Origin of the sequence: Iodidimonas muriae (genome assembly GCF_014647255.1) — a bacterium.
In the GTDB taxonomy this organism is placed as follows: domain Bacteria; phylum Pseudomonadota; class Alphaproteobacteria; order Sphingomonadales; family Rhodothalassiaceae; genus Iodidimonas; species Iodidimonas muriae.
The window spans coordinates 1-15,656 of record NZ_BMOV01000017.1; the positions used below are offsets into that span (position 1 = coordinate 1).

Consider the following 15,656-nt stretch of genomic DNA (forward strand, 5'->3'; position numbering starts at 1 on the left):
TCGACACTGTAATCTGGTTGATAACTGGATGGTGTCAGGTCCAGGGTGTAGTCGCCAAATCGGTTAATATGGCTTGTACGATATGGCGACAGCCCTTCCAGAACTTCCTTCGTCACTTCGACATTGTTTGATTGAAGATCCTTCAGTACGCGAGTCATCGCATCGACATTATGCAGAATAACTAGATTGGCAACGAGCTGGTTGTACTTAACGATTTTGCTTTGTTCATGCCGCACGTTTTCCGCAATAATTCCGTTGCCACCAAAGAACAGCCATTTGGTAAAGCTATTGAATTCTTCACTTTTATTGGTGGCTGACTGGACGGTTTTTTGTATTTCAATATCGCCGATGTATTTCAATAAAAAGATCGTACGAACCACCCTGCCAAGTTCTCTGAAAGCAAAATACAGCCGATTTTTTCGGCTGTAGGTCCCTAATCGTCGAAGAATGGTCGATGGTGCAATACGTCCTTCTTTGATAGAGAGCGCTACACGCAACATGTCAGGCATGTGGGTTTCGATTAAGTCCCACCTGATATTTTCGCGGAAGAGACTGTTGATGTGTTCGAATTTCATGCCCTTTTCTGGTCGATAGAACACGAGATCCTTGATGTTCCTAATGCGGGGCATTAGGTCGATACCCAGTAAATAAGCCAGGCCGAATACCGGTGTACTTTGCGCCTGCGTATCGCCATGGATGGTATCCGGTTGAATGTCCGACTCGTTTTTGATAAGTCCATCGAGGATGTATACGGCTTCGTATACGCCGCACGGAATGAAGTGGCTGAACAGAGCTATGTAAGTATCGGATACATGATAGTAGCCAATGCCGCCATAACCACCGTACCGAATATGGTATTCGGACAAGAGGTTTTGTTCGTACAGATTCCACATTGTGCCGTCGGCTGAGGCGCGTTTGCCTGTACCCCAATAACTGGGTAGACGGAAGCGGTTGTACAAATTAATCACTTCAAAAATGGCCTTATCCAGACGCTCTTCCGTGATGTGATGAGGGTTTAGCCAAGCCACTTGCTTTCGACTCAACTCTTTAACCGACTGAGCTGTTTGGCTGGGCCCCAGATTACATCCGTAGCAAAATAAGGTCGCAAGGAATCGTTTCCGAGGATCGTCTATTTTGGATTCAAAGCCAGAAATAGGACCGAATTTTTTATGCAGATCCAACCAGCCTTCGGCCTCAATGAGTACGTCTAAAATGCTGCGAGTTTCTAGCTGTTGCTTCAGCAGCTCGTCAATGTTGGCAAGCTGACTGGGTGCGGGTGGCTTGTCATACCGATGCAGTACCGGTCCTTGAGGTGTAATCGTCAGATATTCGTTATCAGGATAAGAATCATCAAGCTTGATTGCGGTATCGATCAGTGTTTGTCGCAAGTGCTGGGTTATCTCTGCCGCTGTTGTTGGGAGACCCAGCATTTCGCAGTACGGACCGACCTGTTGCTCATAGGCATCCCAACTTATGAGCTGGGTGTTGAAATCGCTGTACTCTTCGCTTTCATTGGCCACCAAATCGGCTGAACGCAATTCTTGCGCGACCTGGCTTAACAGGCATAACTCGAAATATTTTCGATGCATTATTGTGGACTTGTCGGCTGTGGTGGTTTTCACCAACACCAGCTTGCGCCATTTTTCCGGCATCCAATGCAACTTTATTTTTTTTCCAGAACTATCTGTAATATCGAGGTATTCCTTATGGCTGTTGCGGTTGGCCAACATAAACTGAATGGCATCGACAATCGAGCGATCGTTGGTGGTGGACTTTAGTTGGATCAACTCCAAACAGTTGAACAACAAAGGTCGCAGCGACTGATAGGACGGCAGCATAAAAGAAAAATAATTATTGCCTGTGTACGCCAGATGAGCCTCGCAAGCCGTCAGCAACTCCTGAGGGTTTTGTTGCAAGGCGTTGCCAATACCTCTGATTCGATCGCCATCATCCTCACCCTCCTGATAGGCTTCCAGCACATCGCGAAATTGCATGATCAACTTGTCCGCCTGTTGAACCTGGTCAAGCTGATACTGACGCAGTCGCTCTTCGCCAAGCGTATGCAGGTTTTTCATTTTTCGCACAAAAATACCGAGCACATCGTCGGTGGCGCGATGCAGTTGCGCGTGAAACAGAATGACCACCAGGGCGTAGCGTTTGATGGGTTTTAGTTTTTTCAAATCGCCCGCGTCAATAGCGCGAGCTTCGTACATAAACTGCCGTCGTTTGGCAACGGGAATCGCATCAAGCACAGGTAATTCCTTCACCCAGGATTGCAGCCATTTCATATGGGCAAGATACGCTCTGATTTGTTTGTTGGTCGGCTTTTTCGATTCTTGTTTTAGTGCGTTCCAACCGCTTGTGCCTTTGCTATCGGAACGGGCCAGCAGCCCGGCAATATCCGTGCGGGTTTGCTTGCTGAGCGGCATTGCCAGCTGTTGATAGTAACCGTCATTGACTTGGCGTCGGCTTTTGCGAGCCACACGCAACAAGGTTGAGTAGCCAGGTAATTCGTAACGCTGACGAATCAGTTCTTCGATGGCAACATTGATGATATCGGCGAGTTGTTGCCGGGTTTCCGCGGCGTGCAACGTAGTTTGATTCACCAGTTTACCCGCAGCTTCATCAAACGGTTTGACCTGCAAGTAATCGCGTATCACAGCGAGCGAGCGTTGACGGCTGCCCGATCTGTCCAGCTCTGACAAAGCCTGCTTGGTGTAGCGCAGCCTGGGTACGAAGCCGGCAATATGATCTCGTATTTCAGGCGGTATATCCGCAAGTGGCATAAAGAAACCAAGCCGTTGACAGGTTTTCAGTAGCAGAAGAAGAACAAAGCGCGCTGCCGCATCCCGGCGCTTTTGACAAACAAACTCCAGCTCATCTGGAGTGGGTGTGTAAATCTCCGCTACCTCTCGCTCGGAATAAGATGACTTCAGCCGCGGATAGGCAGTTTGGTGGATCGCACTCATTTTGGTACCGCGTTAAGGCTATTCTTTAGTCAATTCGTTAGTCTGTAGAAGCAATGTTTATTTGGCGCAGACTTTGATCCACGCCGATTTTCACATTGAGTGTTTGCCCTAGGCGAGCCTCAACCTTTCTCTACCAATGAGGACGGGTTCTGGAGCATCTTCACCATCCGGTGTATTTTCAGCGTCATAGACACTGTATTGCATCAGTCTCAGGCGTAGAGATTGTTGAGGAAGAAGGTGCTGAACGTCATGATGCAGGTGCGGCATTTCCACGTAAACCAATTGTCCTGTGGAGTTGATGGCCACTGTGGCCCGGACAATGGGCCCCGTGCGCTGCACGTTACGAACGATGGCGTCAAGCCCGACATCATCCGGTGATGCTACGCGAAGGTCGCCTGGTCTGACATACACCGTTCCATGGCCGGTATGATCGCCTTCGTAGATTGCAATCTTGTCGGTACCAATGACGAGGTGGTTGCCGTGGCGCTCCACCGGAATGCGATTGGTGCTGCCGAGAAAGTCGAAAACCATCGGTGAGGCCGGTTGTTCGTAGACTTCGTCGACACTGCCAATCTGGGCGATCTTGCCGCCGCTCATGATCACAACACGGTCGGCCAGCTCTAGCGCTTCCTCTTGGTCGTGTGTCACAAACAGTGTCGTAACACCGGTTTTCTGGTGTAATTCCCGTAGCCAATGCCGCAGTTCTTTGCGCACTTTGGCATCCAGGGCGCCAAAGGGTTCATCCAGCAGCAACACTTTCGGTTCAATAGCCAGGGCTCGTGCCAATGCCACGCGCTGGCGCTGACCACCGGAAAGTTGGTGGGGGTAGCGGTCTCCCAAGCCTGACAACTGCACCAGCTCCAGTAATTCATCAGCCCGCTGACGGATGTCCGACTTTGATGGCCGGGCGTCTCCCTTACGAATACGCAGACCAAAACTGACGTTGTCGCGCACCGTCATGTGTTTAAACAACGCGTAATGTTGGAACACAAAGCCAATCTGACGTTTACGCAGCGGTGTGGCGGCTACATCCTCGCCGCCGAAATAGACAGCGCCGCCGTTAGCGAATTCCAGACCAGCGATAATTCGCAGCAATGTGGTTTTGCCCGAACCAGAAGGGCCCAGCAAGGCGATCAGTTCTCCGGATTCGACATGCAGGTCAATGCTGCTGAGTGCGTGAAACTGACCGAATTGTTTGTTGATGTTCTTCAAGGTGATATTCATTTCAGTGTCCTCAAAAATTCTTTTAATGTTTCTGACCTTTTGCCAGGCTATCGCCGTGTCGCGCTTCGAGTAGGGTTTTCAGCCCCAGCGTCAACAAAGCCAGTGATGCCAGTACCGACGCCATGGCGAAGGCGGCAGCAAAGTTGTATTCGTTGTAGAGAATCTCGACGTGCAGAGGCATGGTGTTGGTCTCGCCACGGATATGCCCGGATACCACGGATACCGCGCCGAATTCGCCCATCGCTCGGGCGTTACACAGCAGCACGCCGTACAGCAGGCCCCAGCGCACGTTGGGCAACGTGATGTACCAGAATGTTTGCCAGCCGCTGGCGCCAAGAGAGAGGGCAGCCTGTTCGTCATCGGTTCCCTGTTCCTGCATTAGCGGAATCAGTTCGCGGGCAACAAAGGGAAAGGTTACAAAAATGGTTGCCAGCACAATGCCAGGGAGGGCGAAGATAATCTGAATGTTGGTGTCTGCCATCCATCCGGCCGCCCAGCCACTGGCCCCAAACATCAGCACATAGATCAGTCCCGAGACCACGGGTGATACCGAGAATGGCAGATCAATCAGTGTGACCAGCAAGGCTTTGCCGCGAAATTCGAACTTGGCTACTGCCCAGGCGGCGGCGACACCAAACACCAGGTTCAGCGGTACGGCAATCCCCGAGGCTAACAGCGTGAGTTTGATGGCGGCGACAGCATCCGGCTCGGTCAGGGCGTCCACATAGGTATGCACACCGTTGCGCAGCGCCTCAAAAAAGACCGATATCAGCGGCAATAACAGAAACATGAGTAGGAACAACAGCGCTGCGGTGATCAGCAGTCGACGTACACCACTGCTTTCGGTTACGGCGCTGTGCCGTGCTGCTAGTATGGTTGTGCTGCTCATAGTGCACCTCCTGCCTGGATGGGTTGGGCCAGTGCCTGGTGACGGACTTTGTGGCGGTTGCTCCAGGCTTGCAGGCCGTTGATAACCAGCAGCATGACAAAGGCGAGTACCAACATGGCTGCAGCGACAGTGGTAGCACCGGCGTAATCAAACTCCTCCAGGCGAATCACGATCAGCAGAGGCGCAATCTCTGAGACATAGGGGAGATTGCCGGCGATAAAAATCACTGATCCGTACTCACCGACGCCACGGGCGAAAGCCAGTGCAAAACCGGTTAACAGCGACGGTAGCAGCGATGGCAGCAATACCAGACGAATGGTTTGCCAGCGACTGGCACCAAGGGACGCCGCGGCCTCTTCCAGCTCCTTTTCCAAATCGCGCATGACGGGTTCCACCGTGCGAACCACAAAGGGAAGACCTATAAACAGCAACGCGATGATGATGCCAACAGGGGTAAAGGCAATCTTGATGCCGAGCGGCTCCAGCCACTGTCCCACCCAGCCATTGCCGGCATACAACGCGGTCAGCGCGATACCGGCCACGGCTGTGGGCAACGCAAACGGCAGGTCGATCATGGCGTCAAACAGGCGCTTGCCGGGGAAGTCGTAGCGCACGAACACCCAGGCGACCAGCGTGCCGAAGAAGGCATTGAGCGCAGCGGCAATCAGTGCCGTGCCAAAAGAGAGTGACAGTGCACTCAGCACGCGTTCGGAGCGGAGGATATCGATGATCTCCTGCCAGCCCAATTCGGCGGTTTTTAAAAACACCCCAGCCAGGGGGATCAGCACAATCAGGCTGAGATAAATCAGTGTATATCCGAGCGCCAGGTGGAAGCCGGGTAGCGCGGATTTGGGTTTTAATCGCATGAGATTCAATAGGCTCCTGTTAGTGGTTTGTGATCGTTAGTGTCGGTTGGGCTTGGCATCAGGCGTAGAGAAGGCGCTGTGCTCCAATCGGTTTATTAATGAGGTCATAGCGGTAGCTCCGGTGTTGCCAATGCGTTACGGGACGCTGCTGGATGATCCGGTTGCCCAGTGCTTCTGTCAGTTGTTCAATCCACGGCCAGGGGCCGAAGCCGCTGTCGGTATTGATATGGCCAACAGCGCCAGCATCATGAAAAGACAGTCCCCAGCGTGTTGCCCAGGCATGGGCATGCGGCAATTTCATCCAGGGATCATTGCGACTGCCCACCATCAAGCCGCGGATTTCCAGGCGTCTTTCCGGCAGGAAGCGGGCGATACTGTCTGCCTGTGGATAGGAATGATCGCGGGTTCCCGACACGCCGAATCTCTCAGGATCGGCAGGGGCAACAAGAATGGCGCCAGCTACACTCTGTGGCCGATGTGCTATTGCCAGTGCACTGGCCAGGCAGCCGAAACTGTGGGCAACGAGAATCGTTGGGGCAGAGCTGCGGGCCAGGTTGAGGATGATGGCCTGCGCCCAGTCGAACAGTGCGGGTGTTTCCCAGTCGATTCCATCCACGCGTCGGGCGTGTGGCAGTCGCGCCTGTAACCAGCTCTGCCAGTGGGCTTCACCACTGCCGTGGTAGCCTGGAACGATCAATACGTTAGTGGTCATGTCTACGTCTTTCCTTGGTTTCTGTGCGGTAAACGCAAATTCAGTGTTATGCCGGAGCAAAACTGGCCAGCGCGACTTCAGTGGATTTAAACAGTGCGATGACGTCACTGCCGGGTTTCAGACCAAGTTCATCGACCGATGTGGTGGAGACGATGGAGGTGATCAGACCTTGGCCGATATCCACTTCTACTTCCGAGACCACATCGCCGCGTTTTATCTGTTTGACTGTGCCCTGAAACTGATTGCGGGCATTGATGGCTTTGATTGTCATGGTGTTGTTCTCCTGTGGGATTTATTTGCAGGGCCAGCCGGGCGCCTGCCCGGCTGGGTGTTGTCATGGTTTGCGTTAGCGTGGGGTGTAGATCTGGTCGAATACGCCACCGTCGAGGAAGTGGGTTTTCTGGGCGTTTTGCCAGCCGCCGAATTCCTCGTCCACAGTAAACAACTTCAGCTTCGGAAAGCGGGCCAGATCCTCGGCATCGGCAAACTCAGGCAAAAACGGGCGGTAGTAATGTTTGGCGACCAGCTTTTGCGCAAAGGGTGTGTAGAGATATTCCAGATAGGCTTTGGCGATCGCTTCTGTGCCATGCTTTTTGGCATTGCCGTCCACCACCGTTACCGGAGGTTCGGCCTTGATGGACACTGAAGGAACAACAATTTCAAACTTGTCTGGCCCCAACTCGTTGACGGCAAGAAAGGCTTCGTTTTCCCAGGAGATAAACACATCACCAATACCTCGCTGCACGAACGTGGTCGTAGAACCGCGGGCACCGGTATCGAGTACGGGCACATTACGGAAAATTTTCGCCACAAAATCCTGAGCAGCCTTATCACTGCCCAATTTATTCTTGGCATAGCCATAGGCAGCCAGATAATTCCAGCGTGCACCACCTGAGGTTTTGGGGTTGGGGGTAATCACCTGCACGCCATCGCGAGCCAGATCATCCCAGTCACGGATATTTTTTGGGTTGCCTTTGCGCACCAACAACACAATGGTCGAGGTGTAGGGAGCGCTGTTGTTGGGCAGTCTTGATTGCCAGTCTTTGGGAATCTTGCCGGTTCTTTCCCCGATGGCATCGATGTCGTAGGCCAGTGCCAGTGTCACCACATCGGCGGCCAGGCCATCAATGACCGCCCGTGCCTGTTTGCCAGCTCCGCCATGGGATTGTTTGATGCCGATATCCTCGCCAGTTTTAAATTTCCAGTATTTGGCGAATTCCGGATTGAATTCCTGGTATAGCTCGCGTGTGGGGTCATAAGACACATTGAGCAGTTCATTCCCTTTGGCAAAGGCCGATTGGTGTAGTGCGGCAAAGGCCAGCAGTGACGATGCCAGCAGCACCTGTTTCACATTAGTCTTGATAGTCATGTTCTGATTCCTTTAGTAATCCAGTGGTTTTTGATAGGGAGTTAAAAATCGATCTGCGCGCGCAGCACAACGCTGTCGAGCTTTTCGTCGTCGTACTGACTACCGGGTCGATCCAGTTCCAGTACCTTGATGTAGTTGGCGGCGAAGCGGATGTTCTGCGTCGCATACCAGTTCACGCCGAGGGTGAGGTTTTCTTCCTCGCCACCAATGACTGAGCCATCGGTCAGGTCGGCTTCGCTGTAACGCAGCGCCACTTCCCAGGCACCGATACCGCCCTTGCCAACAGTGGATTTTGGTTTGATGCGATCAAAAACGCCGTTCTTGTAGGGGCGGGATTCGCCAGTCAGAAACAGGCTGGCGTAGGCGTACCAGGCACTGAGGTCGAGATCATCGGCGCCGCTGTCTCGGCTGACCTGGGTATCAACCCGTTCGCCCTGCAGTGAGAGCGGGCCAAACACCGCAGCGGCTTCCAAACCAAGAAACTGAATATCCTCCACGTCATTCAGCGTGCTGGTATCGATCAGGCGTACATCGGTGACATTGGATTCCGGTCGCTCGCGAAAGCGCAGTGAATTCGTGGAATCCTCCGGGGTGTGCTGGCGACCGGCCAGTCCCAGATGCACGACCTTGCCGTCGCCGTTGACAGGGGTATAGGTCACGCGACCGGTAATATCCCAGCCTTCGTTACCTTCGCTGGCAACATCCCCCTCGGCGGTCTCACCGAAGGCACCCACGGCGTAGGTCCAGTGCTGTCCGTTGTCACTGAGACCGATACCAATGCGTCGATCCGGGGTAAACGCATTGGTCAGACCGCGCTCGATAAACGTGGTGTGCAGACTACTGGCCAGGTGCTCAAGACCAAAGGGCTCCTTGAACTGACCGACAGTGATGGCAGGCGAAAAACCGGTGTATTGAATCCAGGCATCGCGAATGCCGCGGGCCGAGGTATCTGAACCACCTGGCCGGGCGAAGTCATACTGAAAGCGATAATTCCAGTGTTCATAGACGCTGCCGCGCACATCCAGGAAGAGTCGGCGTACGCGGGTGCCATTACCAAACTCGTTGCCGTCCTGCTCGGCGTCGTAGGCTGCCGCATCCAATTGCAGGCGACCGCCGACCTGAAAGCTGAAGTCATCCCCGTTAAAGGTCAGGCTACGGCCATTGGTGGAGGCGGTTACGCCCCCCTTCTTCGACGTTTCCAGTTTCTCTTCCAGAATTCTGATGCGCTGCTCCAGATCCCTGGCGCTGACATCGGTTGCAGCGATCGCGGCCAGAGGTGAGGCCAGCGTTGGAAGAAGGAAGAGGTAAACCCCTCTATTGAATTGTGTTTTCATGGTTGAAATATCCTGTTGACCTGTTTTTTGTGCTTAGAGCGTTTTCCGGTGATCCGGTCAATCGCGGATGGTTGATGCCGAAGCCTCTTCATTAGGGCGGTGCTCCTTGTCAAAACGCACTTTTTCACGTCGCTCGATCTGTACGATGCGACCGTGATGCACGGTGATTTCCACGGCACCAAACTCCAGGTCATCCAGTGCATCGATAATGCGGCGCAGGGTATGCGTGCTGTCGTTGGCAGGATTGTTCGTTTGGCGGCTCATGGTTTTCCCTTGCTTGCGGTTTATGTGGCAGTGAAGCTATTACAAGCTTTGTACCAGGTTTTTTAGTGAATGTAACCTAATGAAATATATAGACATTATTTATATTTATTTATATATAACTGTAAAAACATTTATATATGACGGAAATATGAGTTATATTTAACGAGAAGACATCAAATAAAGAGGCTTCTTGATTTCTCCATGGATGAAAATAGTTTGCTCACGCTTTGGTCTGAAGCGTGTCGTCATGCGGAGCTGGAGGCGACACTGCCGGTGTTTATCCGTTTGCTGCAGGATCGACTGCCCTTGGTAGAGGTCAGCCTCTACGATGCTGCTCGGGAGCCGTTCGGGCTTGATCTGATCTATCGCTGGCGATCACCGGGGAAACTGGAAGCGCTACATCAGTCGATCGACCTGTCGCCCGCACTGCAACAGTCGCTCAGTGCCTGGTTGGCCGAAGGCAAGGTCTGTGTGAGTGAGAATGTAAGTGGTGAGAGTGCCGATGCAACACCCGACTGGTTGGCGACTTTGGCGGAAAAGGACGCCGATCACGCCGATTACTTCACACCGCTCGTGCTGACTACCGGGGGCTGTGGGTTGCTGTTTCTGCGGGTTCGGCGGACGGTCTTTTCCAGTGCCGAACTGGCCCTGTTAGAAGCACTCATGCAGCCACTGGGTGTGATGATCGACAATGATCACCGGCTGCGCGAGATTGAGCGGCTACGCTCGGCAGCAGAAGCTGACAGGGATACGCTGTTGACTCGACTTGGTCGCAACTCGCTGTCTTCGGAAACGATTATCGGAGTCGACGGCGGGTTGCGGGCCGTCATGCAGCGAGTGGGGCAAGTGGCGCCGACGAACGCCAGTGCGCTGATTTTGGGCGAGACCGGCTCAGGTAAAGAAGTGATTGCCCGTGCCATTCATGAACGCTCCCGGCGCCACGACGCTCCGTTTATACGGGTCAATTGCGGCGCCTTGCCGTCCGAGCTGATTGATTCCGAGTTGTTTGGCCACGAGAAAGGCAGTTTTACCGGCGCGATGGCGACTCGTCGCGGCTGGTTCGAGCGTGCCGATGGGGGCACCTTGTTTCTCGATGAAATCGGCGAGCTGCCCCTGGCGGCACAGGTGCGGCTGCTGCGGGTATTGCAGGATGGCATGCTGCAGCGGGTAGGCAGTGAACATTCAATCCAGGTGGATGTGCGGGTCATTGCCGCCACGCACCGGGATCTGCCGCGCATGGTACAGAATGGCGAGTTCCGCGAGGATCTGTGGTATCGGTTGGCGGTGTTTCCCATCATTCTCCCCGCGCTGCATGAGCGGCTTGAGGATATTGAACCTCTGGCCCGGCATTTTATTGAGCGTGCGGCGCAGCGGCTCGGCGTACCGACACCACCGTTGCAAAAAGCGGACGTTGATCGGTTGCGTGAGTATGACTGGCCAGGCAATGTGCGCGAGCTGGGTGCCGTGCTGGAGCGCGCTGTCATTCTCGGTCACGGTCGGCATCTCGATCTCCAGACCGCGCTGGGCGTGCAATTGTTGAGGCCAGAAAGTCGGGATAGCGATTCGGATAGCGCGGGTAGTGGAAATGCCGACCTTGAGTCTTTGGACGTTGTAATTGCTGCACACCTGAGGCGTGCATTGACCCGAACCCGGGGGCGGGTCGATGGCGCCCAGGGGGCTGCCAGTCTACTCGGGCTAAACCCCAACACCTTACGGGGAAAGCTACGGCGGTATCGTATCGATCCCGCCAAGTACCGGCCGGGTTGAGTTGAGTGTAGTGAGCGGTTTGTTTCAGAAAAAAATGGATAGAGAATAAGATTATGACGGCGGAAATGTTATTCACCCTGGCAGTGGTAGTCGGTGTGCTTTCGGCTTTGGCCAGCAATCGGGTGCCTGCAGAGATCGCCATGATGGCGGCGATGGTGGCGGTATTAATTGGTGGCGTTATTGACACCAGGCAGGCGCTGGCGGGCTTTGCCAATGCGGGGATGATGACCGTGGCGGTGTTATATGTAGTGGCTGCGGCCCTGCGCGATACTGGCGCCATTTTTTGGATTGCTCACAAATTGCTGGGGCAGCCCAAAACGCTGTTGGCCAGTCAGATGCGTTTGATTCTGCCGACTTCTTTTTTAAGTGCCTTTCTCAACAATACTACTGTTGTCGCCATCATGATTCCGGCGGTGCAGGAATGGGCGCAGCGCCTGAAAATGTCACCGTCAAAATTGCTGCTGCCGCTGAGTTATGCGGCCATTTTAGGTGGCACCTGTACGTTGATCGGTACCAGTACCAACCTGGTGGTTGACGGCCTGATGCAGGACCGTGGTATTCCCGGACTGCATATCTTCGATCTGGCCTGGGTCGGCGTGCCGTTGTTGGTGGCCGGCTCAGTTTTTTTAATGCTTTTTGGTCGCCGGTTGTTGCCGGAGCGTGAAGGTCTGATCGAACAACTGGAGCACGCCCGTGAGTACCATGTTGAAATGGTGATCCCTAAAGGCAGCCCGTTGAGCAATAAATCGATTCAGGATGCCGGGTTACGTAATTTGCAGCATGGTTATCTTACGGACATCACGCGTGGTGCAAAACTTTACACGGCCGTGGGGCCGGATATGCAGTTGCAGGAAGGTGATCAGCTGGCTTTCATCGGTGCTCCCGCCTGTGCCCGTGAGCTGCAACGTATCAACGGCCTGGTTCCTGCCCATGGCGGGACTCACAAACTGCAACTTAATCATCATCAACGATGCCTGGTTGAAGTGGTGCTGGGCGCGGAGTTTCCTGGACTCAATAAAACAGTAAAGCAAACGGAATTTCGATCTCGCTACCAAGCTGCCATTTTGAGTGTCAGCCGTGGCGGACATCGGTTGTCGGGCAAAGTCGGTGATATCACTCTGAAAGTGGGAGATACCCTACTGTTGGAGACCAGTGAGACCTTCGTTGAGCAATATCAATATCGCAGGGATTTCATGCTGGTCAGCCCGCTGCGGGACTCCACGCCACCAAACTTTTCCAAAGCACCGTTGGCAACAGGGATTCTGCTTGTGATGGTGGTGGTTAATGTTCTGGGGTTCATGTCGGTGCTGGAGGTGGCGCTGTTGGCTGCGGGTCTGCTGTTGGCCACCGGCTGCGTAACCGTTAATCGTGCACGTATGAATGTCAGCGTCAATTTGCCGGTGCTGGTGGTTATCGGTGCGGCTTTTGCTTTGGGAACTGCGTTGGAGGAGAGTGGCGCAGCAGCCTGGATAGTGAAAATCTTGTTAAGCGGCGGTATTGAGAGTCCATGGTTGGCACTGTTACTCATTTACCTCGTCACCAGTTTTTTTACCGAGGTCATCACCAACAACGCGGCAGCAGTACTGTTGTTTCCCATAGCAACGGGTGTCGCTGAACAGCTGGGCATTAGCCCTATGCCCTTTATCATCGCGATTATGTTTGGCGCCAGCGCAAGCTTTTTAACACCCTTGGGTTACCAAACCAATCTGATGGTCATGGGCCCGGGTGGGTACCGGTTTACCGATTACCTGAAAATTGGTGTGCCGATGGCAGTCTTGTCCACCGTGGTGACGGTTGTGTTGATACCCCTGGTTTGGCCATTTCAGTGACGTAGTTTTATCTACGAGTGCGCCAGAGAACAGCTTCATGCGCCCTTTAGATCATACTTAGTGAGGTAATATCAGATCGCCTCTGAACTCTTTTCGTCAATTATCTTTTCTAGCTTCTCCATTAGCGAAAGGGAAGCGTTGTTTGAAAACTGTTGGCCTTCCTCAATGTATTCCCATACGGTGGCATCGCTTTTCCAGCCACCTTGTTTTTTAATCATTTCGAAATCTATGCGCTCTCTTGCTGCGGAAGTGGACAGTCCACGCCTTAAACTGTGACTGCTGAGCTCAGGGACAAACTCGAACTCACAGGCATTCCCCAGCTGTTTGAGCAAATCATTAACCGCGCTTGGATTCAGAGATTTGGGTTGTATATAGTCCCAGCGATTTACGGGCCGAAAGAGTGGGCCACTGTCAATATTTGCCGCTTGCAACCAGCCTTTTATGGCTGTGGCGGGGCAGCAGCCTTTCGCACCATATGGCAAGGCCCGGGCCAATCCTTCCATATGCTGGTCTGTTTTCGAACGCGGCAAGCGGATGATCAATCCTTCCGGCTCCCAAACCAAATCAGCAATTTGGATGGCAACCAGTTCGCTGCGGCGAAAAGCTCCAAAAAAGCCGGTTAACAGTAATGCTATATCCCGGTGCTTCTTTTTACTGTCCGGAAGTTTCCGCAGGTGATTCACCATTTGTGCAATATGCTCCAGACGCAGTGCCTTGGCTTTTCGCTTGGGTTGGCCATGGGTGCGGCGAATGCCATCCATCGTTTTGCGCACCAAGGGGTCGCGCGCGGGATCTTGTATGCCTTGGTAGTGATGCCATTGGCTGATAGCGGTCAAATGGAGATCCAGCGTTCTGGAATTGAGAGACTTGGCCTTAGCTAATAGATAGCGAACAACGGAGTCACGATCTGTAGGCAGCCGTCCACCCCATTTTTCGAACTGCCGAATGGCAGAACGATAGGCTTTGCGCGTGTTATCCGAAGTGGCAGCCTGGAGATAGTGCCGCAATGACTCGGCCTCCTGACGAACCACTTGGCTTGATTCATCATTACGTAATGACAAGTCGGTGGTCTGATCAGGCTGATTGCTAGTCATGAATCGAATTCCTCGCAAAATCTCTCAGATGGCAGCTATGTAACGATGGTACAACCGCAGTATTAACATCAATACCATATAACCAACGATAAACATTATTATCGTTGGTTAGTATAAGTAACTTAATAGAATTTTAAAAGAAGTAATATAATGTTATATTACGTTATACGTAATACGGTATTGAATAATCTGAGAGGAATCTGCCATGGCCCGCGCTGGTGTTACTTACCATGATGTTGCCAAAGCTGCCGAAGCCATTAGAAGCCAGCACCAAGAGCCTACAGTGGATCGAGTTCGTGAGCGCCTAGGCACTGGCAGTAAAAGCACGATCGCGCCGCTGCTCAAACGTTGGCGCTCCGATAATGGAGATGATGCGGATGTTAGCGGGCTGCCGAGTGATCTGGTAGAAGTGGTAAAGGCCTTACACGAACGTGTGCATCAGATGGCAGAGCACCGCATTGATGAGAGCCGGCAAGAATTCGAGGCGTTAAATGAAGAGCTCCGGAAAGAGCTGACTGATGCCAACAACACCATCGCTCAACTTACTGCCAGGCAACAAGATCTCGACGATCAGATAGCACGGATTACCGAGGAAAAAAGCCTACTAGGCAAGTCCCTGGAGGATGCTCGTATCAGCTTGGTAAAGGTCGAATCCCAGCGGGATGAAGCGCTTGAACGAACCAACGACCTGAAGGGTAGCATCAATGAACTCAAGCAGGAAAACCGGGACATCCGGGATCACTTCGAGCATTACCAGCAGCGCACTGCCGATGACCGTCAACAGGAGCGCGAACAGTTCCGTGCTGTGAACCAGGGATTGAAAGATCAAATTCAGGATCTGCAACACCGGTTCGCCAAGGCTGAGTCAAGAGCGGCTGGTCTGCTTGAAACGAATACGCAGTTACATCGCAATGCCGAAGAATTAAAACAGGCTAATGCGGCGTTAAACGTCAACCTGAACAAAAGGTTAGCGGATATCCAGAGCTTGAAACATGAGCTTGATGAGGCCTTGAAAAAGTATCGGGATTTCCAGCATAAGAATGAACTATTGGCGGACAATATGGCAGAGCTCACCACGCAAAAAGCTGATATGGATAAGCAAGTGGCGGTGTTATCTCAAGCACTGGCGGCCACCAAAACCGAGCTGCAAATGATCCAGGATAAAGTTGCGCTCTTGACTGACGAAAACAAGGAAATTCTTCAAGAGAAGGCAATTATTCAGGGGCAGTTCAAACAGCTACAAGCTTCGATTTGATCTCAATATTTTGCGAGTCCGTTGCCTATCGCTCGCAAAATTATGCAAACGATGCGTAACTCTGTGTAATTCAAATGCTGCATT

General features: G+C 52.9%; 13 protein-coding genes. 3 read left to right on the forward strand and 10 right to left on the reverse strand.

Annotated features, from left to right (window positions below; genetic code table 11):
* The 9 genes from IEX96_RS13790 to IEX96_RS13830 all read right to left on the reverse strand — a co-directional run.
* On the reverse strand, positions 1-2,969 hold a 2,969-nt coding region (locus IEX96_RS13790; protein ID WP_188874146.1), incomplete at its 3' end, for a Tn3 family transposase.
* Positions 2,970-3,077: 108 nt separating this feature from the next.
* Positions 3,078-4,193, reverse strand: coding sequence for a sulfate/molybdate ABC transporter ATP-binding protein (locus tag IEX96_RS13795; RefSeq protein WP_150006386.1), 1,116 nt, complete (start codon positions 4,191-4,193; stop codon positions 3,078-3,080).
* A gap of 22 nt (positions 4,194-4,215) precedes the next feature.
* Positions 4,216-5,082 carry a sulfate ABC transporter permease subunit CysW gene (cysW, locus tag IEX96_RS13800; protein WP_150006385.1) on the reverse strand — a complete coding sequence of 289 codons (867 nt, stop codon included), beginning with the start codon at positions 5,080-5,082 and terminating at the stop codon, positions 4,216-4,218.
* Positions 5,079-5,948, reverse strand: a complete 870-nt coding sequence (gene cysT, locus IEX96_RS13805) for a sulfate ABC transporter permease subunit CysT (RefSeq protein ID WP_188874148.1) — start codon at positions 5,946-5,948, stop codon at positions 5,079-5,081. Before cysT ends, cysW begins: the two co-directional genes overlap by 4 nt.
* 58 nt (positions 5,949-6,006) lie before the next feature.
* Positions 6,007-6,660 carry an RBBP9/YdeN family alpha/beta hydrolase gene (locus IEX96_RS13810; RefSeq protein ID WP_150006384.1) on the reverse strand — a complete coding sequence of 218 codons (654 nt, stop codon included), beginning with the start codon at positions 6,658-6,660 and terminating at the stop codon, positions 6,007-6,009.
* Positions 6,661-6,706: 46 nt separating this feature from the next.
* Positions 6,707-6,931 (reverse strand): TOBE domain-containing protein, encoded by a 225-nt coding sequence (locus IEX96_RS13815; RefSeq protein ID WP_150006383.1) that lies wholly within the window; start codon positions 6,929-6,931, stop codon positions 6,707-6,709.
* A 75-nt stretch (positions 6,932-7,006) separates the two neighbouring features.
* The gene (locus IEX96_RS13820) at positions 7,007-8,029 is read right to left on the reverse strand and encodes a sulfate ABC transporter substrate-binding protein (RefSeq protein ID WP_150006382.1); all 1,023 of its coding nucleotides are present in this window, start codon (positions 8,027-8,029) and stop codon (positions 7,007-7,009) included.
* Positions 8,030-8,070: 41 nt separating this feature from the next.
* The gene (locus IEX96_RS13825) at positions 8,071-9,363 is read right to left on the reverse strand and encodes an OprO/OprP family phosphate-selective porin (protein WP_150006381.1); all 1,293 of its coding nucleotides are present in this window, start codon (positions 9,361-9,363) and stop codon (positions 8,071-8,073) included.
* A 57-nt stretch (positions 9,364-9,420) separates the two neighbouring features.
* Positions 9,421-9,627, reverse strand: coding sequence for a YezD family protein (locus IEX96_RS13830; protein WP_150006380.1), 207 nt, complete (start codon positions 9,625-9,627; stop codon positions 9,421-9,423).
* Between the two features lie 201 nt (positions 9,628-9,828).
* Between IEX96_RS13830 and IEX96_RS13835 the strand changes: the two genes are divergently transcribed.
* The gene (locus tag IEX96_RS13835; RefSeq protein WP_229773763.1) at positions 9,829-11,394 is read left to right on the forward strand and encodes a sigma-54 interaction domain-containing protein; all 1,566 of its coding nucleotides are present in this window, start codon (positions 9,829-9,831) and stop codon (positions 11,392-11,394) included.
* Between the two features lie 53 nt (positions 11,395-11,447).
* Positions 11,448-13,223 (forward strand): SLC13 family permease, encoded by a 1,776-nt coding sequence (locus IEX96_RS13840; RefSeq protein WP_188874150.1) that lies wholly within the window; start codon positions 11,448-11,450, stop codon positions 13,221-13,223.
* Positions 13,224-13,294: 71 nt separating this feature from the next.
* Here the strand turns inward: IEX96_RS13840 and IEX96_RS13845 are convergent, their stop codons facing one another.
* A complete protein-coding gene (locus tag IEX96_RS13845) occupies positions 13,295-14,317 on the reverse strand; it encodes a site-specific integrase (protein WP_150006379.1) in 1,023 nt (340 codons plus the stop codon).
* Positions 14,318-14,522: 205 nt separating this feature from the next.
* On the opposite strand from IEX96_RS13845, the gene IEX96_RS13850 reads away from it, so the two are divergent.
* Positions 14,523-15,572, forward strand: a complete 1,050-nt coding sequence (locus IEX96_RS13850; RefSeq protein ID WP_150006378.1) for a DNA-binding protein — start codon at positions 14,523-14,525, stop codon at positions 15,570-15,572.
* Positions 15,573-15,656: the final 84 nt, after the last annotated feature.